This is a genomic window from Rhodoluna sp., from assembly GCF_024641065.1.
Classification (GTDB): Bacteria; Actinomycetota; Actinomycetes; order Actinomycetales; family Microbacteriaceae; genus Rhodoluna.
On the sequence record NZ_JAHEDV010000001.1, the window covers coordinates 228,876 to 243,140 of the forward strand.

The 14,265-nt window shown below is 51.1% G+C and carries 13 protein-coding genes; 8 read left to right on the top strand and 5 right to left on the bottom strand.

Features of this window, described 5'->3' with window-relative positions:
• Positions 1-54: 54 nt before the first annotated feature.
• Both Q0L26_RS01105 and Q0L26_RS01110 read right to left on the bottom strand, forming a co-directional pair.
• On the bottom strand, positions 55-1,623 hold the full coding sequence (locus Q0L26_RS01105; protein ID WP_296646252.1) for an RNA polymerase sigma factor: 1,569 nt from the start codon (positions 1,621-1,623) through the stop codon (positions 55-57).
• Positions 1,624-1,805: 182 nt separating this feature from the next.
• Entirely contained in the window at positions 1,806-3,077 is a 1,272-nt protein-coding gene (locus tag Q0L26_RS01110; protein ID WP_296646256.1) for an MFS transporter, read from the bottom strand.
• A gap of 40 nt (positions 3,078-3,117) precedes the next feature.
• On the opposite strand from Q0L26_RS01110, the gene Q0L26_RS01115 reads away from it, so the two are divergent.
• Entirely contained in the window at positions 3,118-3,936 is an 819-nt protein-coding gene (locus Q0L26_RS01115) for an SDR family NAD(P)-dependent oxidoreductase (protein ID WP_296646259.1), read from the top strand.
• Here the strand turns inward: Q0L26_RS01115 and Q0L26_RS01120 are convergent.
• Positions 3,933-4,853 carry a PAC2 family protein gene (locus Q0L26_RS01120; protein WP_296646262.1) on the bottom strand — a complete coding sequence of 307 codons (921 nt, stop codon included), beginning with the start codon at positions 4,851-4,853 and terminating at the stop codon, positions 3,933-3,935. The genes Q0L26_RS01115 and Q0L26_RS01120 overlap by 4 nt on opposite strands.
• A gap of 37 nt (positions 4,854-4,890) precedes the next feature.
• Here Q0L26_RS01120 and Q0L26_RS01125 point away from each other — a divergent pair, with 37 nt between their 5' ends.
• From Q0L26_RS01125 to sucB, 3 genes are read left to right on the top strand one after another with little or no spacing between them, the layout of a single operon-like run.
• A complete protein-coding gene (locus Q0L26_RS01125) occupies positions 4,891-6,381 on the top strand; it encodes a leucyl aminopeptidase (RefSeq protein ID WP_296646264.1) in 1,491 nt (496 codons plus the stop codon).
• Positions 6,382-6,431: 50 nt separating this feature from the next.
• Positions 6,432-7,808, top strand: coding sequence for a dihydrolipoyl dehydrogenase (gene lpdA, locus Q0L26_RS01130; RefSeq protein ID WP_296646265.1), 1,377 nt, complete (start codon positions 6,432-6,434; stop codon positions 7,806-7,808).
• A 23-nt stretch (positions 7,809-7,831) separates the two neighbouring features.
• Complete coding sequence (sucB, locus tag Q0L26_RS01135; protein WP_296646268.1) at positions 7,832-9,202, top strand: 2-oxoglutarate dehydrogenase, E2 component, dihydrolipoamide succinyltransferase; 1,371 nt, start codon at positions 7,832-7,834, stop codon at positions 9,200-9,202.
• A gap of 3 nt (positions 9,203-9,205) precedes the next feature.
• Here sucB and Q0L26_RS01140 read toward each other — a convergent pair whose 3' ends face one another.
• Positions 9,206-9,532, bottom strand: coding sequence for a hypothetical protein (locus tag Q0L26_RS01140; protein ID WP_296646269.1), 327 nt, complete (start codon positions 9,530-9,532; stop codon positions 9,206-9,208).
• A gap of 389 nt (positions 9,533-9,921) precedes the next feature.
• Here Q0L26_RS01140 and lipB point away from each other — a divergent pair, with 389 nt between their 5' ends.
• From lipB to Q0L26_RS01155, 3 genes are read left to right on the top strand one after another with little or no spacing between them, the layout of a single operon-like run.
• Positions 9,922-10,557: a lipoyl(octanoyl) transferase LipB gene (gene lipB / locus Q0L26_RS01145; protein ID WP_296646272.1), complete on the top strand. Its 636-nt coding sequence runs from the start codon at positions 9,922-9,924 to the stop codon at positions 10,555-10,557.
• Entirely contained in the window at positions 10,554-11,549 is a 996-nt protein-coding gene (gene lipA / locus Q0L26_RS01150; protein ID WP_296646273.1) for a lipoyl synthase, read from the top strand. Before lipB ends, lipA begins: the two co-directional genes overlap by 4 nt.
• A gap of 22 nt (positions 11,550-11,571) precedes the next feature.
• Positions 11,572-12,267: a DUF4191 domain-containing protein gene (locus Q0L26_RS01155; RefSeq protein WP_296646275.1), complete on the top strand. Its 696-nt coding sequence runs from the start codon at positions 11,572-11,574 to the stop codon at positions 12,265-12,267.
• A 38-nt stretch (positions 12,268-12,305) separates the two neighbouring features.
• Here the strand turns inward: Q0L26_RS01155 and Q0L26_RS01160 are convergent, their stop codons facing one another.
• Positions 12,306-12,698 (bottom strand): RDD family protein, encoded by a 393-nt coding sequence (locus tag Q0L26_RS01160; RefSeq protein ID WP_296646276.1) that lies wholly within the window; start codon positions 12,696-12,698, stop codon positions 12,306-12,308.
• 136 nt (positions 12,699-12,834) lie between these two features.
• On the opposite strand from Q0L26_RS01160, the gene glnA reads away from it, so the two are divergent.
• A complete protein-coding gene (gene glnA, locus Q0L26_RS01165; protein ID WP_296646278.1) occupies positions 12,835-14,259 on the top strand; it encodes a type I glutamate--ammonia ligase in 1,425 nt (474 codons plus the stop codon).
• Positions 14,260-14,265 lie beyond the last annotated feature (6 nt).

Consider the following 14,265-nt stretch of genomic DNA (forward strand, 5'->3'; position numbering starts at 1 on the left):
CGAACTGCCAGACGCACTAAGCGCCCGATCAGAATGGCTGGCAGGTAGAACAAATTAGTTCTCTAGGTAGTCTCGAAGCATTTGCGAACGTGAAGGGTGACGCAACTTTGACATTGTCTTCGATTCAATTTGTCGAATACGCTCGCGAGTCACACCGAACTCCTCACCAATCTGGTCAAGAGTCTTTTGAACGCCATCGCCAAGTCCGAAACGGCTGCGAATAACGCCAGCTTCGCGAGGGTGAAGCGAATCAAGGATGCGCTCAAGCTCACGCTGAAGCATGGTGAAGCCAACTGCATCAGCAGGCACAACTGCTTCGGTGTCTTCAATTAGGTCGCCGAACTCAGAATCGCCATCTTCACCGAGTGGGGTTGAAAGCGAAATAGGTTCACGGCCGTACTTCTGAACTTCGACAACCTTTTCAGGGGTCATATCTAGCTCACGAGCCAATTCTTCTGGGGTCGGTTCGCGACCAAGATCTTGCAACAGCTGACGCTGAACGCGAGCCAACTTGTTGATGACCTCAACCATGTGAACCGGAATACGAATGGTGCGAGCCTGGTCAGCCATTGCTCGAGTGATTGCCTGTCGAATCCACCAGGTTGCATAGGTAGAGAACTTGTAACCCTTGGTGTAGTCAAACTTCTCAACGGCACGAATCAGACCTAGGTTGCCCTCCTGAATGAGGTCAAGAAACTGCATGCCGCGGCCGGTGTAACGCTTTGCCAGTGAAACCACCAAACGCAAGTTAGCCTCTAGAAGGTGGCTCTTAGCACGCTGGCCGTCTTTGATTACCCACTTGTAATCGCGCTCTTGTTCACGAGTAAGTTTCTTAGCGTTGGCTAGCTTCTCTTCAGCAAAAAGGCCGGCTTCAATGCGCTTCGCCAACTCAACCTCGAGCTCGGCATTTAGAAGCGCAACCTTTCCAATCTGCTTTAGGTAGTCCTTCACAGGGTCAGCAGTTGCACCGGTGATTGTTGTTGTCTGAACAGGAATGTCGTCGTCTTCACGGTGTGAGAGAACCAAAGCACCCTCTGGAACAACCAAAGTTTCGACTTCTTCTTGCTCGTCATCGTGGTGGTCATCTTCTAGAGCAACTATGTCAACGGCAATTGCGGCATCGGCAACAATCGCTTCGACTGAGATGTCGTCTAGATCTTCTTCATCTTCATCATCAGACTTAGGCAATTTAGCGGCCTTTGCTGGTTTCGCTTTCGCGCCAGCAGGTTTGGCGGCGGCCTTGGTGGCTGGCTTTGCCTTTACAGTCTTGGTTGCGGTTTGTTCAGCGTCTAGTGGTAACTCAGCTTCAGCCTTCTTGGCTGCAGCCTTGGCCGGCGCCTTGGTAGAAACTTTCTCGGAACTCTTAGCAGGCTTGGCTTCTGTAGCCTTTGCCGGGGCTTTCGCCGCAGTCTTAGCAACTGGCTTCTCGGTCGGAGCTTGAGTTTTTTTGGTTACGGGCTTACTCGCTGCTGTTTTGGTCACTGGAGCACTTTTCTTTGGTTCAACGCTAATGTTCTCGGGTTCCTTAATGTTTGCTACTTCGTCCCCCTGAGATTTTTCATTGCGCTGAAAACGACTAAACCATGACGTTTTGTCAGGCGCACTTTCGTTCTTTTTAGCCAATTTGAACCTCTCCACTCCCCCACCCCAAGACAATCTCGAAGGCGTTTCGGGCATTACGAAGACCCATGTCAAATCGAAATGAATCTTCGACGACTGGGTCCTATAGATAAGTATGCCACGCTAAAGCTAAAACTGAGTGCATTTAGTTGAAGTGCGACCCAGCTGGAAACAGGCAACGGTTACTATTTATTCCCTTGATGGCTTTTCAGAGCTCTGGTCTTGGCCAATTCAATGGCAAGCATCAAGACCCCGAGAGCGAGTGCAAAGAACTCAACAGACATCGCCCAACGGAATCCTTCGAGAGTAAATCTAGAAATGACACCAGTATCATCGCTATTCGCAAGCGCAACCTGATCAAGAATGACGCCTGCGATAAACATCATCGAGAAGGTGGCGACAAACCCACCCACATTGACAAAGCCATTCACAGCACCCAACTGACTTTTATCTACGTGATTTCGAACGAAGTCAAAGGCAACCATCGACATAGGCCCGCTGACACCCAAGACAAAGATGAGCAGAAGAATCATCCAAGTAGGTGCAGACTCCGTTTGAAGCAAAACGAGAATCCATGAACCGCCAATCGACAACGCCGTGCCGATAACCATGAATATTCGAGCGCCTGGATAACGACCACACAACCAACCAATTACCGGTCCAGAAAACAGACCAGTGACCGCGAAAGTCGAGAGTGCGAATGATGCCGCAGATGGTGAAAAGTTTTCAGCCGAAACCAAGAACGGATACCCCCAAAGCAATAGGAACACCGATGGCGCTGATTGCAAGGTGAAGTGAATCCAGAACGAGGCACGCACGCCAGGTTTAGCAACGTTCGAAGCAAGCTGGCGAAATGACGATTTAAGAGACTCAGCCCTGATGATTCCATCACTCGGATTTCGATCTTCTTGAACCACTGCAAGGAGCACAAAAACTAGAGCAACAGTGACGAAAGCAAGGGAAGCAAAAGCCACGGTCCAGCCGTTTAGGTGCAAAACAAGCGCAAACGGTAATGCCGATATCGCTTGGCCAACTTGACCAACATTGGTAAGAAGTTGTTGAATTCTCGTCGCCATTGCCCCGTCGAACCAGCCGTACACCAAGCGAATCATTGAGATGAAAACAAAGGCGTCACCCAAACCAACAAGCATTCGGCCAGCAACTGCGAAACCGAATACCGGGATGAAAGCAACCAGAAGTTGCCCGACTGCCATTGAGCATGCGCCAAAAACCAGAAGGCGTTTTGCACCGAAACGATCAAGCAGGATTCCTACCGGAATTTGCATAGCCGCATAGACAGCCAACTGCGACACTGCAAGAGTCGAGAGCATGGTTGCGGCAACATCAAAACGCTCGGTCGCAGCAAGTGCAGCGACACCCAGACTGCTTCGATTGATTACCGCGACAAGGTATGCCAGCGCACCGGCTGTCATCACGAGTGCGGCTTTGTTTTTCACATTCCCATCTTGCCAATCAAATGGGGCGTATTCTGCCGATATGACTAAAAGGGCAATCGTGACAGGTGGAACCGCAGGAATTGGGTTTGAAAATGTTAAAACGTTGCTGCATCGCGGCTATTCAGTAACCGCACTTGGGCGAAATCCAAGCAAATTAAGCGAAGTAATCGAGGCTCTGCCCAATAAAGAGAAACAATTGGCGTTCTTGAGTTGCGATTTCTCAGACTTGAACCAAGTATCTGAGGCTGCAAACTATTTGAGGCAGCACCAATGGGATGTGCTGATCAATAACGCCGGAGCCAAGGTCGAGTCACCCAAAAAACAAACAGTTCAGGGCTTTGAGTGGCATACCGGGGTAAATCACCTTGCTCACTTCTATCTGACGTCCCAAATCTGGGATGCTGCGGCAGACAGCGCAAGAATGCTGACCGTTTCTTCGATTGTCGCTCGCACTCACGTGATGACCACCTCGAACGAAGCTGCAATGTCGACGGCAGATCACTATGCAAAGTCCAAACGCGAGAACCTGCTATTCGGTCTCACCGTTGCCAGAAAGCTTAAAAACACTAATCAGAGCTCAACGGTTGCACACCCAGGTTTCACTCGAGCAAGTCGTTACGGAGCAAGCTGGGTTAGACCAGTTGAGTATCTTCTAGCGCAACCGGCTCGGCGCGGCTCTGAGACGGTGCTCAGAGGTCTCGACGAATCAAACGGAAGTTACATTGGCCCGGCAGTTCTGGAGCTTTGGGGAAAACCTAAGCCTGCCAAACTGCCGAGCGAGCTCTTGGACGAAACTGAACAGAATAAGTTTTGGAAAGAAACCGAGGAGAAACTCGGAATACGATTCCGCTTGAACTAAATCTCGTCCTCAGCACCATTTTTGTGACGGTTAGCTAGATAACCCTCAAGCTCATCGGCAATTTCTTCTGCCGAAGGCATGTGAGGGGTCGGTCTGACAATCTGGTTTCTGATACCAAGGTTGATTTCACTTGAATAACCGGCCTCAAGAGAGGCAACCATCTTGGCTAGGTCCTCATTTTTAGAGAGCTGCTCATCAATCTTTTTCGAAACTTCAACGGCCTCGGCTCGAAGAGAGTCGGTCGGAAAAACCAAACCTGTCGCGGCACTAACTTGTTCAAGTGCGGTAATTGTTCCCTGGGGAAACTCAGTGTCGCTCAGGTAGTGAGGAATGAGCATTACGAACCCTGCCACCGGAATTTCTATCTGAGTCAGCTTGTACTCGATTAAGTGAAGGATGTTGCCGGGGACTTGAGTTTGAGGTTTCCACTCAGAAACGAGCTCGATGACATCCGAGCGGTTGCCTGAGACGGTTATGCCCACTGGTCGACTGTGCGGTGTTGGAAAAGGAATCGAGTGTACCCAGGTGAAGTCGGCAACCTGCAGCTCCTCAACGATTTCAAGAATCGCATCAGAAAAGGCCTCCCATTTGAAGTCAGGCTCGTAACCATGCAGGAACAGAAAAGGCTCATTGGATTCATCGTGAACCAGATAGATTCCGAGGATCGCGGGTTCATAACTTGCGATATGGTCGCGCTCGAAATACATCACTGGTCGTCTTGATCTGTAATCAAGTAGTTCATCGTTGGCGAATTGAAGAATCAACTCATGCTTGAGGCTGCTGAATATGTGCTGAGCGAATTGCGCGAACACATGGCCCGAGTCGGTGAAGCCTGATAAACCAGCTACGAAATTCAACCCCATAGGCACTGACTGCACACCAGTGCGATACTCGTACAACTCGCTGAAGTGGTTCATAGCCCCATCCTAACTTTTAGCCGTTTAGCATTGGCGTATGTCTTTAATAAAGGTTTCTACTGCCACATCAATTCCCACTCTGAACGCCAACACGCTTCTTGTAATTGGCATTGCCGATAACGAAGGCAAGTTGTCTCTAACTTCAGGCGATCCAAGCGCGCTAGGTATCGATCTCAAGGCCCTTGAAAACGTAGGCGTCAACGCAAAGAAAGAGTCTGTCACGCTGGTTCCCGGATCAGCTGGGTCAACTAGGGCTTTTATAGGGCTTGGCAATGGCGAATTGAACGATCAAATCTTGCGCGAGGTCGGCGGAACTATTGCAAGAAAAGCCCAAAAATTCGAGCGCGTAGTTTTCGATCTAGACACCAAGTCTGAAGCTCAAATGGAGGCCCTGCACCTTGGCTTTTCACTGGGAAGCTACAGCTTCGATGAATACCGTGCCCAGAAGTCGACGAATCGAAACAAATCTCTCGTATTCGTGTCAAAACTGAAATTGGGTCGAGAATCCGTTCAAAAAAACGAAGTTATCTCAACGGCAGTCAAGCACTCGCGAGACCTAGTCAATCGAGCACCTAATGAACTATTCCCTGCTTCGTTTGCAACCGAAGCTGCGGCCGTTGCAAAGTCCGCCGGCCTCAAGATCAAAGTTTGGGATGAAAAGGCCCTGGTCAAAGATGGCCTTGGTGGAATCTCTGCCGTGGGTGCAGGTTCAAGTCGTCCGCCACGACTCGTAAAAATCTCGTACTCCCCCGCTGGAGCAAAGAAACATATTGCATTGGTTGGCAAGGGAATAACTTTTGACTCAGGCGGTCTTAGCCTGAAGCCGGCGGAATCCATGGTTGGCATGAAATACGACATGACTGGCGCCGCAACTGTTCTGAATGCAGTTAGAACCATTGCAGCTCTCAAAATAAACACCAAAGTCACCGCATGGATGTGCCTAGCTGAAAACATGCCTTCTGGTACGGCGGTTCGACCTAATGACGTAATTCGCGCTAGAAATGGAAAGACCATTGAGGTGCTCAACACCGACGCCGAAGGTCGCCTAGTGCTCGCCGACGGCCTCTCGATGGCAAGTGAAGAGTTTCCAGACCTGATTGTCGATGTTGCGACTCTTACTGGAGCCGCGACTATTGCTCTTGGCAACCGTTACGCCGGATTAATGGGCGATCAGATAGCAGTTGAGCTGGTAGAAAAGGCAGCTGCTTCTACGGGTGAGCTGGTCTGGCACATGCCACTAGCTGACGAGCTAAGACCTCTACTCGACTCAGATATCGCCGATATTGCTAACGTCAAAATTGGCAACCGTGCCGGAGGAATGCTGGTAGGTGGACACTTCTTGCAAGAGTTCATTGGCCCACAGAAAACCGACAAATCTAAGAAAATCGCTTGGGCGCACCTAGATATTGCTGGACCTTCGGATAATTCAGGTGCGGCTTATGGCTACACACCAAAGGGAGCAACCGGCACGATGGTGCGCACTTTGGTTCGCCTTGCCGAGAATCAATCAAGTTCGAGTAAACGCTAAAACATAGTAAAGTTTGAAGGTATTGGCGAACCTTTAGAGGGAGTAATTAAGTGGCTGACCACAACTTTGACGTTGTAATCCTTGGTGGAGGAAGCGGTGGCTATGCAGCTGCACTTCGTTCGGCTCAATTGGGCAAAAGCGTTGCGCTAATCGAGAAAGACAAACTTGGTGGCACCTGCCTTCACCGCGGATGTATCCCCACCAAAGCACTTCTTCACTCAGCAGAGGTTGCAGACACTGTAAAGGAGTCAGCAACCTACGGTGTGCAGTCAACTTTCGGTGCAATCGACATGCCAGCGGTCAACGCTTACCGCAACACCATTGTTGATCGTCTATTCAAGGGCCTCACCGGACTAGTCAACTCGAAGAGCATCACCGTTGTATCTGGCGAAGGGCGCCTGGTTGGGCCAAAGACCATTCAGGTAAACGGCGACAACTACACAGGCGAGAACATCGTTTTGGCCTCTGGCTCATACAGCCGCAGCTTGCCTGGTCTAGAAATCGGTGGCCGAGTAATCACCTCAGAGCACGCTTTGCAATTGAATTTTGTTCCGAACAAGGTCATCGTCTTGGGTGGCGGCGTTATCGGCGTTGAGTTCGCTTCTATCTGGAAGTCATTCGGTGCCGAGGTGACCATCGTCGAGGGTCTACCAAGCTTGGTTCCAAATGAAGACGCTGCTGTAAGCAAGGCTCTCGAACGTGCATTCCGCAAGCGCGGCATTGACTTCAAGACCGGTGTGCGTTTCTCTGGCGTCGAGCAGCACGAACACGGTGTCGTAGTAAGCCTTGAAAGCGGCGAAAAGCTAGAGGCCGAGGTGCTTTTGGTTGCCGTCGGTCGCGGCCCAAACACTGCAGGCCTCGGTTACGAAGAGCAGGGTATCCAAATGGACCGTGGCTATGTACTAACCAATGATCGCCTGCAGACCAACATCCCGGGCGTCTACGCTGCTGGCGACATTGTTCCTGGTTTGCAGCTGGCACACCGAGGCTTCCAACAGGGTATTTTCATCGCCGAGGAAATTGCTGGCTTGAAGCCAGCCGTTATTGATGAAAACGGAATTCCGAAGGTTACCTACTGTGAGCCTGAGATTGCCTCAGTTGGTCTAACTGAGGCTAAGGCTGCTGAGACTTTCGGTGCAGAAAACATCTCAACCTACGAGTACAACCTTGGCGGAAACGGCAAGAGCCAGATTCTTGGAACTGCGGGATTCATCAAACTGATTCGCAAGAACGATGGCCCGATCATCGGAGTACACATGATTGGTTCACGTGTTGGCGAGCAGATCGGCGAAGCACAATTGATCGTTAACTGGGAGGCGTACCCAGAGGATGTTGCATCTTTGATTCACGCACACCCAACCATGAACGAAGCCATCGGCGAAGCTCACCTAGCTATCGCCGGCAAACCTCTACACGCACACGCGTAAAAGATTTCACAAGGAGCATCAGAATGAGCGAATCAGTAGTACTGCCGGCACTTGGCGAGAGCGTTACCGAGGGCACTGTAACCCGTTGGCTAAAGAAGGTAGGCGACTCTGTAGCTGTCGACGAACCACTGGTTGAGGTTTCTACCGACAAAGTCGATACCGAAATTCCTTCGCCTGTTGCAGGCGTAATTGAACAAATCTTGGTTCAAGAAGACGAGACCGTTCAGGTCGGCGCTGTCTTGGTCATTATTGGTGATGGTTCAGGTGCAGGTTCAAGTGCTCCAACCCCGACTGTTGAAGCCAACCCGGCTCCTGTTGTTGAGGCTCCTGTTGCTCCGGCGCCAGTGGTAGCTCCTGCTCCCGTTGCCGCACCTGCGGCTCCGGCATACATTCCGCCTGCGGCGGCAGCACCAGCTGTTGCACCCGTTACTCCAGCAGCGGCTACCCCAGTTGCCACCCCCGTTGCAACCACCGGCTCTGTTGATGCTGGCTATGTGACTCCCCTAGTTCGCAAATTGGCTCAAGAGACCGGCATTGATCTGTCACAGATCGCTGGCACCGGCGTTGGTGGCCGAATCCGCAAGGATGACGTAATCGCAGCTTCAAACACTCCTGTAGCAGCGCCTGTTGCAAGCGCACCGGCTCAATCAACCTTCGTTCCGGGAGCCGCATCACCTCTGCGAGGCACCACCGAGCCGATGTCTCGTCTCCGTAAGGTGCTTGCTGAGCGTGCAGTTGCATCGATGGTGTCTACAGCACAACTAACCACTGTTGTTGAAGTAGACGTTACCAAGATCGCTCAGTTGCGCCAGCGCGTGCAGACTCAGTTCGTAGCAAAATCTGGCGGCAAGTTGAACTTCATGCCGTTCTTTGCACTTGCTGCTGCAGAGGCACTGCGTGTTCACCCGAAACTAAACGCAACAATCGATGGCGAGAACATCGTCTACCACGGTACTGAAAACATTTCTTTTGCGGTTGACACTGAAAAGGGTCTGCTCACTCCAGTAATCCGTGACGCTTCAACACTTAACATCATGCAGATTGCTCAGCAGATTGCTGATCTGGCTGGACGCACCCGCGCTAACCAGTTGAAGCCAGATGAGCTTGGTGGCGGCACCTTTACACTGACCAACACTGGTTCACGAGGTGCTTTGTTTGACACCCCAGTTGTATTCCTGCCTCAGGTAGCAATTTTGGGAACCGGTGTTGTAACCAAGCGCGCTGCTGTAGTGACCGACGCAAATGGCCAAGACGCTATATCAATTCGAAGCATGGTTTATTTGGCGCTTTCATACGACCACCGTCTGGTCGATGGCGCCGATGCAAGCCGATTCTTGGTTGACGTAAAGGCTCGACTAGAAGAAGCTAACTTCGATTCAGTACTAGGTCTATAAAAGCTACTTACCAAGGTCCTCCAGTTGTTTATTCGACTGGAGGACCTTTGTTATCTTCCAGGCACCTTCGCGTGACACTCTATAAACCTCGAGGTTCAAGTTCGCCTCGCCGACACATTTGATTTTGAGTAAAACGTGCTGCAAACCACCTATCTCGGCCAGAACCCTGGTTTCAACTTGCTCACCGGCTGCAATTTCAGAGATGCGATCTAGAGAAGCCGATTTTGCCTCATCACAGGGTGAAACCTGATTCACTATTTCACGGGAAGAATGTTCAGTTGACTCGGCTAATTCAGATTGGGACAAAAAGGCTGACAGGATAACTGCCACTAGACCCGCTGCTAGAGCAGAACAAACCAACAGTGCCACTCGCGAACGGACATTGCGACTAGGCCTGGCCTCCGCAATTTTTTGCAATAGGAAGACCCTCCCATCTGTGCTTTGAATCGGACAAATCTCGGGCGCAAAGGCCGACTGAACTTGAAACACCCAATTCGAGCGAATTCGTTTGGGAGTTTGGGCAAACATATCGTCACCCAAGCGCCAACCACCAGGGCGATGACGGACGCATAGTCGCCTTAGGTCTGCTCGTCGAAAACGCGGTTTCTTGATTTTCACTTGTTTATCAAACGCCTATTGCTAGACACTCATCACGGCTTGAACACTTTTGTGTAAAGAACGGGAATTTGTGACATCTGTGGATTGCTTAGACTTGAGTCATGCCAGAATTCCTTATCGCCGGTCTCGATCCAAAATTCATTGGATACGAAGATGCGTGGGAATTCCAAAGGAATATCCACGCAAAAGTGGCTAGCGGCGAGCTTCCTGACACAGTGATTTTGCTTGAACACTCAAGTGTGTTCACCGCGGGTAAGCGCACCGAAGACTCTGAACGCCCAACTGACGGCACACCGGTAATCGATGTTGACCGAGGTGGAAAGATTACCTGGCATGGCCCTGGGCAACTGGTTGGCTACCCCATCATGCAACTACCTCGCCCCATCGACGTAGTCGGTTATGTGAGGTGGCTGGAGCAGGTTCTGATTGACAGCATCCGTGAATTTGGCCTTGAAACCGTGCGTGTTGAAGGGCGAAGCGGCGTCTGGGCGCCGGTTGGCGACACCTTTGTAAAGGTTGCTGCAATTGGAATTAGAGTTGCCGAGCACACCACGATGCACGGCTTTGCCCTAAATTGCAATAACTCGCTTGAACCTTATGACGCCATTGTTGCCTGCGGCATCCGTGACGCTAAAACCAGCACTCTGACCGAGTTGCTTGGCAAAGAGATCACCACCGCAATGGCGGCCGAAGTTATCCAAAAGAACCTAAAAGAGATTGGCAAGGTCGCAAAATGACCGAACTGAAACCAGAGCGCAAGCTCCTTCGCATCGAAGCTAGAAACGCTTCTGTACCTATCGAGAAAAAACCAGAGTGGATCAAAACCACGGCAAACATGGGGCCTGAATACCAGGCTTTGCAAAAATTGGTGAAGGGCGAAAATCTTCACACCGTTTGCCAGGAGGCTGGCTGCCCGAACATCTTCGAGTGCTGGGAAGATCGCGAGGCAACATTCCTAATTGGTGGTTCACAGTGCACCCGCCGCTGCGACTTCTGCCAGATCGACACCGGAAAACCTGATAACTTCGATCCGGACGAACCTCGACGTGTTGGTGATTCTGTGAAGCAAATGGAATTGCGCTACGCAACTGTCACAGGTGTAGCTCGAGATGACCTGCCAGACGAAGGCGCCTGGCTCTATGCCGAAACCATCAGACAAATTCACAAGGCATCGCCGGGCACCGGAGTCGAGATTCTCGTGCCAGATTTCTCTGGCAACCCAGATTTGCTTGGCAAAGTGTTTGACGCCCGGCCAGAAGTTTTTGCTCACAACGTTGAAACAGTGCCACGCATTTTTAAAGAAATTCGCCCAGCCTTTAGATACGACAGATCCTTGGATGTGATCACTCAGGCTAGAAATTATGGTTTGGTCACCAAGTCGAATTTGATTCTTGGAATGGGCGAAACTCGCGAAGAGATTTCTCAGGCTATGCAAGACCTTCACGATGCCGGCACGGATATTCTGACCATCACTCAATATCTGCGCCCTACGCCTAAACACCATCCAGTTTCAAGATGGGTAAAGCCGGTGGAGTTTGCCGAGATGGCTGAAGAGGCGGAAGAAATTGGCTTTTTGGGAGTGCTTTCGGGCCCATTGGTAAGAAGCTCTTACCGCGCCGGGCGCCTCTGGGCACAAACCATGAGCAAAAAGGGCCGAGAAGTACCAGACCACCTGAAACATCTAGCCGAAGCTGCTGCACAAAGTGGATTCGGTCAGGCATCTCACTAGTACCGATTGATAGGCTTTCATAATGGCTAAAAAAGACAAATCAACAAAACAACCGGGTCAATTCGCGCAGATGATGCGTGTTTACAAAATGACTGCGAAGTCTGACAAAACCTCGACCCTTTGGGCAGCATTGGCTTTTGTCGGTGTTGTTGCAGCCTCACTCCTACTTTCAGTTTTGACTGCTCCAGGCAACGTCACAAACTTTGTGCTCTCAAGCATTGCAGCTTTGGTGCTGGGTGTAATGCTCGCAATGGTTGTAATGTCACGCAAGGCAGAACGCATGGCCTACCGCCAAATCGAAGACCAGCAAGGCGCTGTTGGCGCTGTGCTGAGCAATGGCTTGCGTCGCAATTGGCGAGGTGCAGCCATGCCGGTTGCTTTCAACGCTAAGTCTGGTGACGCTGTTTACCGAGCAGTTGGCCCAGGTGGAATTGTTCTCATCGGTGAGGGTTCGCGTCACCGTGCCCAGGCATTGCTTGAGGACGAACGCAAAAAGATCTCTCGAATCGCAACAGGCGCCCCGATTACCGCAGTCTTCGTAGGCAAGGATGAAGGCTCGATTCGCATCTATGAAGTCACTAAGACCCTCTACAAGATGAAGAAAGCCTTGAGCCGCGCTGAAGTCGCTGCGGTAGATAAGCGACTAGCTTCGCTCGGAATGAACATCCCAATTCCAAAGGGAATTGACCCTCGCAAGGTTCGCCAACAACGAGGTTAATTTTTTGAAAGCCCCGGCCACTTGGTCGGGGTTTTTACCTATGCCCGAATGAGAACGGTGCCGGCAGCCTTGTCATGTAGGCCACGGTTGTCGTTATCCCAGATAACGGCCGGCAAAACCAGAAGGATCAAGCCGACTCGGAACGCCGAGGATACAAGCCCAACTCTCGACCCATCAACTTTGCGAACTTTCATCCCAGTGATTCGATGGCCAAAAGATGCGCCCAGAGTCAACACCAAGATGAATTGCATGCCAGCAAAAATCAATAGTGTCGCTGAATTGTCGCTCGCAAAAAACGCCGTTGAGATAAGCAACGCAACCCCCCAGTCAATAACCAGAGCTAACAATCTTCGCGGGAATTTGGCTAGTGACCCGGAGCCATTTTGAGGAAGACCGAGCGCCTTGCCGGCCCAGTTCTGTGCATTAGACATGCCTCGAGCCTAGTCAAAGTTTTACATGGCTGAAACATTGTTTGAGTCAGTATCAAGGGCGCTCTCGGTTAGACTTTTCGGGATGGCTTAATGACGTGCCAGTAACCACCATCCACCTTCTGAAGGGATACCCCCTATGTTCAAGACCGCCTCTGAGGTAGTCAAGTTCATCAAGGATAACGACGTAAAGTTCCTTGACGTACGATTCACCGACCTACCAGGTGTGCAGCAGCACTTCAACCTTCCAGCAGCGATGATCGATGAGCAGTTCTTCATCGACGGTCAGCTGTTCGATGGTTCATCTATCCGTGGCTTTGCATCAATCAACGAATCAGACATGCAGTTGATTCCAGATGTCACCACCGCTTACCTGGACGCATTCCGCGCTCAGAAGACTCTTGTAATGATCTTCGACGTTTACAACCCACGTAACGGCGAGATCTACGGTCGCGACCCACGTCAGACCGCCAAGAAGGCACAGGCTTACCTAGCCACCACTGGCATTGCAGACACCGCATTCTTCGCTCCAGAAGCAGAGTTCTTCATCTTTGATGACGTTCGCTACGAGTACAAGCAGAACGGCTCAATGCACTTCATCGATTCAGATGAGGCTGCTTGGAACTCAGGTCGCGAAGAGGCTGGCGGAAACCTAGCAAACAAGACCCCTTACAAGGGCGGTTACTTCCCTGTAACTCCAACTGACAAGCACGCAGACATGCGCGATGACATCGTGTCAGAGCTACTTGCTGTTGGCCTAGAGGTTGAGCGCAGCCACCACGAAGTTGGTACTGCAGGTCAGGGCGAGATCAACTACAAGTTTGACACCCTACTTTCATCAGCTGACGACATCTTGAAGTTCAAGTACATCGTCAAGAACGTTGCTGAGCGTTGGGGAAAGACCGCTACCTTCATGCCGAAGCCACTATTTGGTGACAACGGTTCAGGTATGCACGTTCACATGTCATTGTGGAAGGAAGGCAAGCCTTTGTTCTACGACGAGTCAGGTTACGGCGGTCTTTCAGACCTAGCACGTTGGTACATCGGTGGTATCTTGAAGCACGCTCCATCGCTTCTTGCTTTCACCAACCCAACTGTGAACAGCTACCACCGTCTAGTTCCAGGCTTCGAGGCTCCAGTAAACCTTGTTTACTCAGCAGGTAACCGTTCGGCTGCCATCCGCATCCCGATGACCGGTACCAACCCGAAGGCAAAGCGCATCGAGTTCCGTGCTCCTGACGCCTCATCGAACCCATACCTAGCGTTCGCAGCAATGCTTATGGCAGGTATCGATGGCATCAAGAACCGCATCGAGCCACACGAGCCAGTTGACAAAGACCTTTACGAATTGCCTGCTGACGAAGCAGCGCTAATCCCACAGGTTCCAGGCAACCTTGAGGATGTTCTAAAGGCCCTAGAGGCCGACCACGACTACCTTCTAGAGGGTGGCGTGTTCACTAAGGACCTAATCGAGAACTGGATCAACTACAAGCGCGAGCACGAGATCAAGCCACTTGCTCTTCGTCCTCACCCTTACGAGTTCGAGCTTTACTTCGGTTGCTAATTTCCG